The sequence below is a fragment of the Kribbella sp. NPDC006257 genome (genome assembly GCF_040613535.1).
Classification (GTDB): domain Bacteria; phylum Actinomycetota; class Actinomycetes; order Propionibacteriales; family Kribbellaceae; genus Kribbella.
Genome location: NZ_JBEXSJ010000001.1, coordinates 425,430 through 438,895 on the forward strand (window position 1 = coordinate 425,430; position 13,466 = coordinate 438,895).

Annotated in this window: 10 protein-coding genes and 1 pseudogene; 5 read left to right on the plus strand and 6 right to left on the minus strand. The window is 67.7% G+C overall.

The features are described from left to right. The first annotated feature begins 57 nt into the window (after window positions 1–57). Window positions 58–1,398: a type I glutamate--ammonia ligase gene (gene glnA / locus ABZ004_RS01960; RefSeq protein ID WP_355677883.1), complete on the plus strand. Its 1,341-nt coding sequence runs from the start codon at window positions 58–60 to the stop codon at window positions 1,396–1,398. Between the two features lie 168 nt (window positions 1,399–1,566). Beyond that, window positions 1,567–2,514 carry a cyclase family protein gene (locus tag ABZ004_RS01965; protein WP_355677884.1) on the plus strand — a complete coding sequence of 316 codons (948 nt, stop codon included), beginning with the start codon at window positions 1,567–1,569 and terminating at the stop codon, window positions 2,512–2,514. A 163-nt stretch (window positions 2,515–2,677) separates the two neighbouring features. Here the strand turns inward: ABZ004_RS01965 and ABZ004_RS01970 are convergent, their stop codons facing one another. Beyond that, window positions 2,678–3,079, minus strand: a complete 402-nt coding sequence (locus ABZ004_RS01970) for a hypothetical protein (protein WP_355677885.1) — start codon at window positions 3,077–3,079, stop codon at window positions 2,678–2,680. Between the two features lie 418 nt (window positions 3,080–3,497). Between ABZ004_RS01970 and ABZ004_RS01975 the strand changes: the two genes are divergently transcribed. The 3 genes from ABZ004_RS01975 (at window position 3,498) to trmB (ending at window position 7,774) form a co-directional block, all read left to right on the plus strand. Next, window positions 3,498–3,851, plus strand: coding sequence for a transcriptional regulator (locus ABZ004_RS01975; protein ID WP_355677886.1), 354 nt, complete (start codon window positions 3,498–3,500; stop codon window positions 3,849–3,851). Between the two features lie 10 nt (window positions 3,852–3,861). Continuing rightward, the gene (locus tag ABZ004_RS01980; RefSeq protein WP_355677887.1) at window positions 3,862–6,846 is read left to right on the plus strand and encodes a bifunctional [glutamine synthetase] adenylyltransferase/[glutamine synthetase]-adenylyl-L-tyrosine phosphorylase; all 2,985 of its coding nucleotides are present in this window, start codon (window positions 3,862–3,864) and stop codon (window positions 6,844–6,846) included. Window positions 6,847–7,078: 232 nt separating this feature from the next. Then, the gene (gene trmB / locus ABZ004_RS01985) at window positions 7,079–7,774 is read left to right on the plus strand and encodes a tRNA (guanosine(46)-N7)-methyltransferase TrmB (protein ID WP_355677888.1); all 696 of its coding nucleotides are present in this window, start codon (window positions 7,079–7,081) and stop codon (window positions 7,772–7,774) included. 12 nt (window positions 7,775–7,786) lie between these two features. On the opposite strand, the gene ABZ004_RS01990 is transcribed toward trmB, so the two are convergent. The 5 genes and pseudogenes from ABZ004_RS01990 to ABZ004_RS02010 form a co-directional block, all read right to left on the minus strand. Continuing rightward, window positions 7,787–10,417: a family 78 glycoside hydrolase catalytic domain gene (locus ABZ004_RS01990; RefSeq protein WP_355677889.1), complete on the minus strand. Its 2,631-nt coding sequence runs from the start codon at window positions 10,415–10,417 to the stop codon at window positions 7,787–7,789. A 93-nt stretch (window positions 10,418–10,510) separates the two neighbouring features. Continuing rightward, window positions 10,511–11,248: an SDR family NAD(P)-dependent oxidoreductase gene (locus ABZ004_RS01995; RefSeq protein ID WP_355677890.1), complete on the minus strand. Its 738-nt coding sequence runs from the start codon at window positions 11,246–11,248 to the stop codon at window positions 10,511–10,513. Next, window positions 11,245–12,459: a cyclopropane-fatty-acyl-phospholipid synthase family protein gene (locus tag ABZ004_RS02000; RefSeq protein WP_355677891.1), complete on the minus strand. Its 1,215-nt coding sequence runs from the start codon at window positions 12,457–12,459 to the stop codon at window positions 11,245–11,247. The genes ABZ004_RS01995 and ABZ004_RS02000 overlap by 4 nt, the downstream gene beginning before the upstream one ends. Next, window positions 12,459–13,184, minus strand: coding sequence for a DUF1365 domain-containing protein (locus ABZ004_RS02005; RefSeq protein WP_355677892.1), 726 nt, complete (start codon window positions 13,182–13,184; stop codon window positions 12,459–12,461). The genes ABZ004_RS02000 and ABZ004_RS02005 overlap by 1 nt, the downstream gene beginning before the upstream one ends. Continuing rightward, a pseudogene (locus ABZ004_RS02010) lies at window positions 13,181–13,466 on the minus strand (amine oxidase); the annotation flags it as partial. The gene ABZ004_RS02005 and the pseudogene ABZ004_RS02010, both read right to left, overlap by 4 nt.

Genomic DNA, 13,466 nt, shown 5'->3' on the forward strand with positions numbered 1-13,466 from the left:
GCAGACTGTGTGAGGCTCCGAAAACAAGTGTTCGAACTGAGAGAGGTGGACTCGCCGATGGACAAGCAGCAGGAGTTCGTGCTGCGCGCGCTCGAGGAGCGCGACGTACGGTTCGTCCGGCTCTGGTTCACCGATGTGCTCGGGTTCCTCAAGTCGGTGGCGGTGGCGCCGGCCGAGCTGGAGGGCGCGTTCGCCGAGGGGATCGGGTTCGACGGCTCGGCGATCGAGGGATTCGCCCGGGTGACCGAGGCGGACATGCTGGCCAAACCGGATCCGTCGACGTTCCAGATCCTGCCGTGGCGCGGCGAGACGATGGGCACCGCGCGGATGTTCTGCGACATCAACATGCCGGACGGGTCCGCGTCGTTCGCCGACCCGCGGCACGTGCTGAAGCGAACGCTGTCGAAGGCGGCCGACCTCGGGTTCACCTTCTACACGCACCCGGAGATCGAGTTCTACCTGTTCAAGTCGCTCACCGGCGCGCCGGGGACGTATCCGGAACCGGTCGACTCATCCGGGTACTTCGACCACACGCCACAGGGGATCGGCAACGACTTCCGCCGCGAGGCGATCACCATGCTCGAGTCGATGGGCATCTCGGTGGAGTTCAGCCACCACGAAGGCGGGCCGGGTCAGCAGGAGATCGACCTGCGGTACGCCGACGCGCTGTCGACCGCAGACAACATCATGACCTTCCGGGTGGTGGTGAAGGAGGTCGCGCTGTCGCAGGGCATCTACGCGTCCTTCATGCCGAAGCCGCTGTCGGACCAGCCCGGGTCCGGGATGCACACGCATATGTCGCTCTTCGAGGGCGACCGGAATGCGTTCTTCGAGGGCGGGGCGCAGTACCAGCTGTCGAAGACCGGGCGGGCGTTCATCGCCGGGCTGCTGCATCACGCGGGTGAGATCACCGCTGTGACCAACCAGTGGGTGAACTCTTACAAGCGGCTCGCTGTTGGTGATGAGGCGCCTTCGTTCATCTCTTGGGGCCACAACAACCGGTCCGCGCTGGTGCGGGTGCCGATGTACAAGCCGCACAAGGGGCAGTCCTCGCGGGTCGAGTTCCGGTCGCTGGATTCGGCGGCGAACCCTTACCTGGCGTTCGCGTTAATGCTCGCGGCTGGGCTGAAGGGGATCGAGGAAGGGTACGAGCTGCCTCGCGAGGCGGAGGACGACGTCTGGTCGCTGACGCCGCGCGAGCGGAAGGCGCTCGGGATCAAGCCGCTGCCGAGCAGCCTCGCCGAAGCCATCCAGGCGATGGAGGAGAGCGAGCTCGTTGCCGAGACACTCGGCGAGCACGTCTTCGACTTCTTCCTACGCAACAAGCGCGCCGAGTGGCAGGACTACCGCCGCCAGGTCACCCCCTTCGAACTCAACAAACTGCTACCCGTGCTCTGATCCGTCCAACCTGCAGCGAGCTGCTGCTTGTGCGGTGCGCGCCGGGTGACCTGCGCAAGCTGCTCCCTGCAGGTCGTTCGGGCTGAGTCGGCTGCCGTCGGTGCTTTGATCCGTCTGGTCGATACGCTGCGTGCGGTGTTGCGGACGACGTGAGCAGAGGAGTCGACGGTGGCAAGATCGATGCCCGCACAGGACGAGGTGCTCGGCTACTTCGACACGCTCTCGAACTGGGGACGCTGGGGCGATGACGACGAACTCGGCACGCTGAACCACATCACCGACGACGTCCGGCTGGCGGCAGCACGAGCTGTCCGCCACGGCCGGAGCGTGTCGTGCGCCTGGGAGATCGCCGTACCGGAGGAGATGGAGCGATCGACGACGTCGTGCCCATGCGCGGCCGACATGCCGGGTGCTGAGCACATGCCGGAGCTCTTCCACAACGACCGGCGCTGGGGCTTCTCCAACGAGCGCCTCGGCATCTTCTTCCACGGCAACACGATCACCCACCTCGACTCGCCCTGCCATCTCTTCTGGGACGGCAAGATGTACAACGGCCGGTCGCACTCGTTGGTCGATCCCGCCACAGGATCGGCGTGGGCAGCCGTGACGGCAGCCGCGAACGGGATCGTCACCCGCGGCGTCCTCCTGGACGTCGCCGCGGTTCGCGACGTGCCATGGCTCGAGCCGGGCGACGGTGTGTTCCCTGAGGACCTCGAGGAAGCCGAACGTCGCCAGGGCGTCCAGGTGCGATCCGGCGACGCCGTACTCCTGCGAACCGGCTACGGCCGCGCCCGCCACGCGTCGGGCCCGTCCGGCGGCATCACCCAGGCCGGCTGGCACGCCTCCTGCCTACCGTGGCTCCAGGAACGCGAAGTCGCCCTCATCGGCGCCGACACTCCCCAGGATGTCCAACCCTCCGGCTACGACAACATCCTGATGCCAGTCCACGCCGTAAGCCTCGTAGCCATGGGCCTCTGGCTCTTAGACAACTGCGACCTAGAAGCGTGCGCCACGACAGCCGCCGCCCTCAACCAGTGGGACTTCCAACTATCCCTAGCCCCCCTCCGCCTAGCCGGCACCTCCGGCACCCCCGCCAACCCCATAGCAACTTTCTAGCCGCAGTCCGCGCCCCCTGCTCTTCCTTGCTGAGTTTATCGGCGGAGTGCGGTTCGAGCGTGAAGTTATCCACAGGTGCAAGACCCTTGCGTCCGGGGCTTGGTCGGGCTCCGGACGCAAGGGGAGCTCGGAGGCGCGCGGGGTGAGTTGGGCGCGGGGTGGTTCAGCTGGCGGCGTGGTCTGGGGTGGACCAGCGGGCGGCGGCGGTGGAGTGGCGGTAGGGGGAGTCCACGTCGGGGAGTGGGGCGACGGTGGTGAGGCCGGGGAGGTCGAGCTTGGGCTCGACTACGGCGGTGCCGTCGGGGGCCAGGGCGTGGACTTCTTCGACCGTCAGGAGGCCGACTGGGCGCACGCCTTCGGTGATGACCACGATTCCGCCGGGGACCACTTGTTGGGCGCGGTTGCCCTTGGCCGGCACGAGGATGCCTTCGGCCGGCGTACGCCAGGCGCCTGGGGCGAAGCGGCGTAAGGCGATGCCTGCCTGGCCGTCCTCGGGTGAGCGCGGTGGTAGGTAAGCGGTTGCGGTGTAGTCGTAGTCGTAGTCCGGCTCGGGCGGCCCGGACACTCGCCCACCCTGCCGGGGCGTCAACCAGACCACCGTGCCCCGAACAGCGAGCGACCCCGTCATCATGACCATAGCCAGCCATCATGCCGACTACAGCCCGAATATGCCAGACCACTCCGTGTGTTGACCGCAATCACCCCGCAATATCACCGTGCGTCACCCGAGATCTCCGTCCCGCCTGGCAACCTTGAACAGGATCCGGTGGGTTCGAACAGGAAATTGACATGTCCCGACCCACCACTTCCTGTCCAAGCCTCAAGCTCCAAGCCATAAAGCCGTGCCCCCCCACCAGGGAGTCGGGAAGGAAACGGTTGCTGTGGGCGTGCTCTCGGCGGTACGCCGTACTGCGTTGGTACTCTGTCCTGCAGAGTTCCCCGCTGTGCCGGGCAGGCCTGAGGAGCCCACGGGAGGTCAGGCGATGAGCGAGCATCCGATCCACCGGCTCGACGACGACGTGCACCAGCGCGTCCGGCTCGGGATCCTGACTGTGCTGGCCGGTGTCGCCAGGGCCGACTTCGGGCATCTGAAGAACACCCTCGGCGTGACGGACGGCAACCTCGGCAAGCATCTGGAGGCGTTGGCGTCGGCCGGGTACGTCCAGGTCGACAAGGTGATCGACGGCCGCCGGCCTCGGACCTGGGCGAAGATCACCCGCGCAGGCCGCACCGCCCTGCGCCGCGAGGTTCAAGCCCTCCAGGATCTGCTCGAGACACTGGTCATTTCCGAAGCCGACCAGCCGGTGCACCACGAGTCCATCGACCGCACTAGATAGCCTGACAGGTGTGGCTGAGGTTCGGAGGGTTTCGGGTGAGGGGCGGCTGGCGCGAGCCGGGTTCGCGGATTCGCACCGGGCTTCGGTGTTGCTGGATCAACTCGATGCCCTGGACCCGCACCACCGGATGGGCAGCGAGCAGGTCGTCGCATCGCTCGCGGAGTCGGCTGATCCCGATCTCGCGCTGACCGGATTGCTCGGGATGGCCGAGGCGCTCCAGCAGAACGGGTTCGATCTCGGCGCGTTCGCGCGGACCCTGGATCTGGATGCCGACTTCCGGCGCCGGCTGACCGCCGTACTGGGTGCCAGCGAAGCGCTCGGCAGGCATCTGAGTGTGCACCCGCGGCACTGGTACGACCTGGCCGATCCCGCCCTCGCCGCGGCGCGACCGACACCCGACGACGTGGCTGCGTGCCTGGCGACGGCGGTGGACGCGGAGAATCCGATGGACGCGCTACGGGTCGAGTACCGGCGCCTTCTGCTGAGATTGGCGGCCCGCGACCTCGCCGAGGGATTGCTGGTCGACGAGACCGCCGCAGTACTGGCCGATCTCGCAGGCGGAGCACTGCAAACCGCACTGCACATCGCCAGAAACGACTTCTTCAAAGCGCATCCCGGTGCCGCCGACTGCCGCCTGGCAATCGTTGCCATGGGCAAATGTGGCGGCCGGGAACTCAACTACGTCAGCGATGTGGACGTCCTGTTCGTCGCCGAGCCACTGGAGGGCGAACCGGAGGCCCCGGCCCTCAAAACAGCGACCCAACTCGCCTCGGCCGCCATGCGCATCTGCTCCGCGCACACCGCCGAAGGCACCCTCTGGCCGGTCGACGCAGCCCTCCGCCCGGAGGGAAAATCCGGCCCCCTCGTCCGCACCCTCGACAGCCACCTCGCGTACTACGGACGCTGGGCGAAAACCTGGGAATTCCAGGCGTTGCTCAAGGCCCGCCCGATCGCCGGCGATGCCGAACTCGGCCGCGCGTACGCCGAGAAGACCGGCGAGCTGGTCTGGTCGGCCGCGGACCGGGACGGCTTCGTCGACGACGTCCAGGCGATGCGCCGCCGCGTGGTCGACCACATCCCGGCCGCCGACGCGGACCGCCAACTCAAGCTCGGCCCTGGTGGTCTGCGGGATGTCGAGTTCGCCGTACAGCTCCTTCAATTGGTGCACGGCAGAAGCGATGAAAAGGTGCGCAGCGGGACCACGTTGATCGCGCTGGAGCAGCTCACCAACTCGGGATACGTCGGGCGCACCGACGGCGCGGTGCTCGCGGACGCCTACCGATTCCTGCGATCGATGGAGCACAGGATCCAGCTGTATCGCCTCAGGCGGACGCATCAGGTCCCGGACGATGACGACGATCTGCGCCGCCTCGGTCGATCGTTGGGGTTCACCAAGAATCCGGTCGCGGACCTCACCGCGGCGTGGAAGAAGCACGGCCTCGAAGTACGGCGATTGCACGAGAAGCTGTTCTACCGGCCGCTGCTTTCGGCGGTGGCGCGGATCCCGGGCGGCGAGGTGCGGCTCACCCCGGAGGCGGCGAAGCAGCGGCTGACTGCTCTCGGGTACGACGATCCTGCGTCCGCGCTCCGGCACATCGAGGCGCTGTCCGAGGGCGTTTCGCGGCGTTCGTCGATCCAGCGCGCCTTGCTGCCGGCGATGCTCGGATGGTTCGCCGAATCACCCGGTCCCGATGCCGGGTTGCTCGCGTTCCGGACCATCTCGGACGCGCTCGGCTCGACGCCGTGGTACCTGCGTCAGCTCCGCGACGAAGGCGCCTCGGCCGAGCGACTCGCGCATTTGCTGGCGAGTGGCCGGTACGCCGTGGATCTGCTCCAGCGGGCTCCCGAAGCGACGGCGATGCTGGCCGACGAGCGCGAGTTGACGCCCCGGACGCCCGAGGCGCTGCTGACCGAGATGTCGGCGGCGGGTCGTCGCAAGGACGGGGCCGAGGCGGCGGTGGCCGCGATCCGCGCCGTACGACGGCGGGAGTTGTTCCGGGTCGCAGCGGCCGATCTCTCCGGACTCGTCGACGTCGAGGTGGTGGGAGAGGCGCTGACCACGATCTCGGTCGCGACCTTGACCGCGGCGCTCGAGGTTGCGCGCCGGACGATCGCCAAGGGCGCCGAGGAGCCGACCCGGATGGCGATCGTCGCGATGGGCCGGTTCGGCGGCCACGAACTCAGCTACGGCAGCGATGCCGACGTGATGTTCGTCCACGATCCGTTGCCGGGGGCAACTGAGAAGGCGGCGACGGACTTCGCGACGCAGGTCGCCACCGAGTTGCGCCGGCTGCTCGCCTTGCCGGGCGCCGATCCGGCGGTCGCGGTCGACGCGGATCTGCGGCCGGAGGGTCGGCAGGGGCCGTTGGTGCGCACGCTGGCGTCGTACCAGTCGTACTACGCGCGCTGGTCGGCCGTGTGGGAAGCGCAGGCCTTGCTGCGGGCGGATCCGCTGTGTGGCGACTCGGAGTTGTGCGAGGCGTTCCGGGCGCTGATCGATCCGTTGCGCTATCCCGAGAACGGGATCCGGGAACGCGATGTGATGGAGATCCGCCGGATCAAGGCGCGGGTCGATGCCGAGCGGCTGCCGCGCGGGGCCGATCCGGCGACGCACACCAAACTGGGGCGCGGTGGGCTCGCGGATATCGAGTGGACCGTGCAGTTGCTGCAGATGCGGGAGGCGCATCGCGTTCCCGGGCTGCGGACGACCCGGACACTCGGGGCATTGCGGGCAGCCGTCGAGGCGGAGCTGGTGCAGTCGCGCGACGCCGACGTACTGGCCACGGCCTGGCGGATGGCGACCCGGATCCGCAACGCGATCATGCTCGTCCGCGCTCGCCCCGACGACTCGCTCCCACGCAACCCCCGCGATCTCGCCGCGGTCGCCCAGATCTGCGGCTACCCGCCCGGCGAAACGTCCCGCTTCTCCGACGACTACCTCCGCACCACCCGCCGAGCCCGCAACACCGTAGACCACCTCTTCTGGGGCGACTGACCTCTAGCGGGCGCCGACGGGGCGACTTTGTGCCCCGCCTGACCATCCGCGCGCCCGGCGGACGGTCAGACGGGGCACAGAGTGGGTCGGAGCCGTTGCCCCCGCGGCGCGGAGTCGAGGCAGCGCCGGCGGGGGGAGTCAGAGGGTGGTGCCGAGGGGGTGGCCGCGGTGAGCGGGTTGGTGGGGTGGCGGGCGATTCGGTCGTGGTGGGGCGCGGAATTAAGGTGGTGGGGTGGAGACGGTGGATTTGGTTCGGCAGGCGGGGGTGTTCAGCCATGTCCGGCGGAGTGTTCGGATGACGGCGGGGCAGGAGCGGGTCTGGCGGACCAACTGGGACGGGGTCGGGCGGCGGCTGGAGGAGATCGACGGGGTGGTCGATCTCGGCGAGTGGTTCGGGCGGGTGGCTCCGACGGTGCTGGAGATCGGCACCGGGATGGGGGACGCGACTGCTCAGCTCGCGGTGGCGAGTCCTGAGGTGAATCACCTGGCCGCGGAGGTTTATCCGGCGGGGCTCGGGCAGCTGATGTTGTGGATGGAGAAGTACGATCTGGAGAACGTGCGCCTGCTCAAGGGCGACGCGCTCGACTTCCTCCGCGACCACCTCGCGGCCGAGTCGCTGCACGGCGTGCGGATCTACTTCCCGGATCCGTGGCCGAAGAAGCGGCACCACAAGCGGCGCCTCGTCACGGCTCCGTTCGTCCGGCTGGTCGCGTCGCGGCTCGCGCCCGGCGGAACGTTGCATCTGGCAACTGACTGGGCGGACTACGCGGACCGCATGCTGGAGATCTGTACTGCGGAACCGCTGCTCACCAACCAGTACGCCGACTGGGCCCCTCGTCCTGAGTGGCGCCCCGTCACCAAGTTCGAGGCCCGCGCCCAGGTCGAAGGCCGCCCCTGCCGCGACCTGATCTTCACCAAGTCCGGCTAGCGAACGACAAGCTCACGAGGTCCGGCTGGTGAAGGACCAGTGGCCCGAGCCGACGGTGTAGACGGCGTAACCGTCGTCGAACGACGCGTCTCCGGCGTACGGGGCCGGTACTGCGGTGACCTCGCCGGCGGACGGCACGTGGATCGTCGCGGTCGAGCCCACCGGCACCTGCACCTCGAGGTGGAAGACCCGCCCGATCCGGCGCCACGTCACCGCGACCCGCCCGCGCACCGTGTCCATCCGCAGCGACGCCGAATCGACCTCGGCCGTGGCATCCGGCCGAACGAGAATCTTCTTCCACCCATCAGAAACGTTCCGCAGGCCGGCCACGTTCTCCAGCAGCCACTGCACGACGGTCCCCTGGAAGTAGTGGTTGCGCGACCGGGTATCCGCCTCCCACATCTCCCACATCGTGTCCGCACCCTCGTCGAGCCAGTAGCCCCAGCTCGGATAGGTCCGCTGCAACGCGATCTTCGCCGCCACATCCGCATGCCCGTACGCCGTAAGCACGGGCAGGAGCACCCCCACGCCCAGGCAGCCCGTGTTCAAGTGGAACCCGCGCTCGGCCACATCGGCGACGAGGCCTGCTACCACTCGCTCAACCTGGTCCGCAGGCACCAGCGCGAAGGCCAGCGGCACCGCGTTCGACGTCTGCCGGTACTCCGGATCCTTCGCCGTCCGATACACCCCGGCCGCCCTATCCAAGAACTCCCGGTTGAAAGCGTCAGCCAGTTCGGAAGCCGACTTCCGCAACCTGGAAACCTCGTCGCGCCCAAGGATCTCGCCGATCTCCGCGGTCGCGAGCAAGGCACGGTAGAGGTACGCCGTACCGGTGAGCCGGCCGTCCTCCGGTGGCGGTCCGCCGGGGTAGCCCGGTGGGAGCCAGTCGCCGAGGACACTCAGCGACAACCCGTCGTCGAGCCGGGCGAGCTCCCAGTCGACATACCGCAGTACGGAATCCCAATGCTGAGCCAGCACCCGCTCGTCGCCGTACCAGCGGTGCATCTCGCGCAGGATGAACGGGTAGACCGTCGACCACTCGGTCGCCGGGGAAAGCTCCTCGAAACCCCAGCCACCGCTCGGCACGATCACCGGGAGTTGCCCGTCGTCGTGCTGACTGTCGCGAAGATCGCCGAGCCATTTGGTGAAGAACCGGGCCAGGTCGAGCTGACCGGCCATCGTCGGTGCACCGACCTGCGCGTCACCGGTCCACCCGTTCTTCTCGAAGGCGGGGGTGTCGGTCGGGATGCCGTGCAGGTTGTTCAGCACGGTCCGTCGCATCGCCTGCTCGATCCGCTCGTACAACGGCGCACTCGCGGCGAACCGGCTGACCGACCGGACATCGGAGTGGATGACCTTGAGTGTCAGCGAGACCTCAGCGCCTTCGACCTCCACATAGCGGAAACCTTTATACGAGAAGCGCGGTTCCCACTCCTCAACACCGTTGCCAGAGGCAATGTATTCGTCGCATTGGAATCGACTGCCTTCCACGTGCTGGTTCACAGCAGACACGAGTCCGTCCGGCAGCAGCGTCTCGCCGTACAGCAGCCTGATCTTCGTCCCGGCAGCGGCAGTCACCCGAAGCCTTGCCCAACCGGCAGTAGTCCGGCCGAAGTCAAAGACCTGTACGCCGTCCCGCGGCGCAGTGATCGCCACCGGAGCCACCTCTTCGACAACCCGGATCGGCTCGTGCTCCTGCGCCTTCAAGCGACCACGAGGAGCAGCAAGCACTACAGCATCGACCCAGCCAGAGTCGTCGAAACCAGGTGCATCCCAGCCGGGTAGCGCGAGACGTGCGTCGTACGTCTCGCCGGCGTACAAGGAATCCGACAAGGTCGGGCCGCTAGTAACCCGCCACGACTCGTCGGAGACCAGCTCAGTCTCTGTGCCATCTGTATGCGTGATGACCAACCGCGCGATCAACCTGGGATCACCCGTCCACGGAGCTTGGTGCCAGCGCCACACGTTCGGCGTGGTCATCCCGTAGAACCCACGGCCGAGCTCTGCACCGACGACGTTCTCCCCGGTCTGCAGGAGCTCAGTGATGTCATGCGTCACATACAGCACGGTCTCGTCGTAGTCAGTAAAACCAGGATCGAGTACTGCGTCGCCCACGCGCTGCCCGTTCAACCGGAGCTCTGCATAGGCGAGCCCGCTCACGTAGAGCCGAGCACTAGCAACCGGGTGATCGACAGTGAAGCCCCGGCGAAGCAGGGGAGCAGCCTCCGTCCCAGCACCGATCCACTGCGCAGCCCCGAAGCCCTCATCCAGCACCCCGGTCTCAAACCAGCCAGGCCGGCTCCACTGTCCAGCTCTGTCGAGCCCATCCCACAACCGCACAGCCCAGTGGTACCTGGTCCGCGCAGCGAGCGCAGGCCCGTCGTACGCAACCTGTACTGCGGAGGACGCGACCTGCCCGGAGTCCCACACCTCCCCAGTCCCGGCAGCGGCCAGTTCCGGAGTGGAAGCAACCACCACCTGGTACGCCGACTGGGTCGCCCCGAATCCCGGGGCAGTCGCGATCCACGCCAGCCGCGGCCGGGCGACGTCGGTGCCCAGCGGCTGCTCGGCGTACTCGACAGTGAGCTTGCTCACCGCCAGCGGTCCACCGGGTGTCCAGCCGTCGTCGGTCAGGTCAGCCATCGGGCAGGCTCCTCAGCAGAAGTCGGCAGAATCCCGCAGGACCGTACGTACCCTCGTCGGAGAAGGCAACACCCGCGACCGGATTCGGACAGCTCAAGACCGAGGCGTGAGAGCCAACGCCCAAAGCCGATCCGGCACGAGCTTCGCCACCTTCATCAGCACTGCCATCTGCCACGGGAAGACGATCCGCGCGGATTGCTTCGCCATGCCGTCCGCGATCGCTCGTGCCGCCGCCTCGGCCGAGATCATAAAGGGCATCGGGAAGGTGTTCTGCGAGGTCATCTCGGTCTCGACGAAGCCCGGGCAGACGGTCAGTACGTCGATCCCGTCGGGACGAAGCCGGACCCGGAGAGTCTCCAGCAGGTTGATCTGCGCGGCCTTGGTGGCACCGTAAGCCTCCGCGCCGGGCAGCCCGCGATAGCCGGCGACCGAGGAGATCCCGACGATCATCCCGGCGCCCTGCTCGCGGAAGTAGGGGATCACCAGGCCGAGGCAGTTCGCGAAGCCGCCGAGGTTCACCGCCAGGTGCCGCTGGAACGACTGGACGTCGAAGTCGGCGCCCATCTGCTGCCAGTAGCCGGCACTCAGGACGACGATGTCGAGCCCGCCCAGTTCCTTCACCACTTGGTCCAAGGCGTGCGGCACCTGATCGGGCTCGGTGATGTCGAGCGGTACGGCAGCCATCCGGTCGCCGGCGACAGCTCGCAACGTGTCTGCCCGCCGGGCGGAGATGGCCACCGCGACGTCCCGGCCGACGAGTTCTCTGGCCAGCGCCGCGCCGATCCCCGTGGAGGCGCCGATGATCCACACTCTCCGCCCGGCGAGGTTCATGAGGTGCTCCTGGTCAGAGCCAGTTGGGAGACGCCGAGGTAGCCCGCCCGGAAGCCTGCCTCGGAGTACGCCAGGTAGAACTCCCACATCCGCCGGAAGACGGCGTCGAAGCCCAGGTTCGCGACCACCGGTGTCTGCGCGACGAACCGCTCCCGCCACAACCGCAGCGTGCGCGCGTAGTCAGCACCGAGCTCCCGCCTCGTCTCGACAGCGAGCCCACCCGCGGCCGAAGCGATCTGCTCGATCGCGGTCAGCGAGGGAATCAGCCCGCCGGGGAAGATGTACTTGTGGATCCAGCTCTGCGCATGACGGGTCGCCAGCAGCCGGTCGTGCGGCATGGTGATCGACTGCAGACCGAACCGTCCGCCGGGTGCGAGTAGCCGGTCGACCGTCGCGAAGTACGTCGGCCAGTACCGCTCGCCGACCGCTTCGATCATCTCGACGCTGATGATCGCGTCGTACTGCCCCTCGACCTCCCGGTAGTCGCGCAGCTCGACAGTCGCGTCGACCCCAGCTTCCGCGATCCGCTTGCGAGCCAAATCGCGTTGCTCGGCCGACAGCGTGATCGAGGTGACCGTCGCACCTCGCCGGGCGGCCTGGATCGCCAGCTGCCCCCACCCGGTGCCGATCTCCAGTACGCGCGAACCGGCCCGTACGCCGGCCAGGTCCAGGATGCCGTCGATCTTGCGCACCTGGGCCGTCTCCAGATCGTCCACCTGATCGAACCAGGCGGCGGAGTAGCTCATCGTCGGATCGAGGAACGCGGCGAACAGCTCATTCGACAGGTCGTAGTGGCGTGCGATGTTCTGCCGCGCGCCGGCCTTGTCGTTCTGTTCCGCGAGCCGCGGTTCGATCAACTTCCGGAACCGCTGCAGCGCGGGCGGAACGAGATCGGTGAGCCGGCTCGCGAAGACGGTCAGCAGGTCCGCGAGATCGGTACGCCGGCCGGCGCGCCAATCGCCGGCCATGTACGCCTCGCCGAAGCCGATCTTGAGATCCGCGCCGATCCGGTGGAAGAACGCGTCGGAGACTATCTCCATCACCGGTCCACCCAGGCCGAGCCGGGTGCCGTCCGGCAGCACGACGGTGATCGGCAGCTGCCGGACCGCGCGACGCAGGATCCGGCGGGCGACCGCGGCCCGCGTGGGGCTGTTCGGCGTACGGGCGATGGCCGGCCAACGATCGGCGGCAACCAGGTGCAGTGTGCTCATCAGACTCCCTTCGGAGGAATGTGCGGCGGTCGCGGGATCACCGGCAGGCGACGCAACCAGAGCCGGATGCCGTGCAGACGGATCAACGCCCAGACCTGGTAGGTCACCAGTGGCGTCCGCAGTGCCGCGGCAACAACCGCCATCGTCCGCGCCGGCCGCGGCCGTCCACTGAACGCTGCAGAGAACACCCGGTGCTCTGCTTGTGTCAGGTCGATAGCTACTGCGACGCGCTGGTCGTCCAGGCGCAGCAGTACGTCGTACCGGCCGTGCATTGTGAAGAACGGCGAGACGTAGAACTCCTTGTCTAGCTGGAACCTTCCGGTGGTGTCTGGTCGGGCCAGTTGTGCGTGCCGCTCGCCGTAGGTGCTGTGGATCTCCAGTACGACGCAGCGAAGCTCGCCGGTCGAGGTGAAGCACCAGAAGACACTGAGCGGGTCGAACACATAGCCGAGGCTGCGTGCGTTCGCCAGCATCACTACGCGATCGTCCGGTTCGAGCACCACGCCATGCATGGCAGTGAAGGCAGCCACGTTGTCGCGGAGAGTGCAGTCCGCGGAGCCCAGGTGGTCGGCGGGGGAGAAGGACGCCAGTACGCCGTGACGCGGGAGGTCGTCGACATCTACCAGCCACTGGTACGTGCGGTAGGCGAACCGGTGGCGCAGCGGAACCCGTCGGGTATGAGAGACGCGGCCTGGAACGACTGCCGGGAGCAGAGGGAGGTTCACCAGGTACCGCCCAGCTTGGCGGCTGCCTCGACACCAGAGCGACAGCCGTCTTCGTGGAAACCCCACCCGAGGTGGGCACCGGCGAACGCGAGACGTGGGCCACCGGCGTTCCGTAGTACGGGCGCTGCTTCTACTGACTCCCTGGTGAAGACCGGGTGCGAGTAGTCCATCCGCCGTACGACGGAAGCCGGGTCGACCCAGCCGTTGGGATTCAGTGTGACCAGGTGCTCGTCCGTTGAGTCCAGTGCTTGCAGGCGGTTCATCCAGTAGCTCACCAGAACC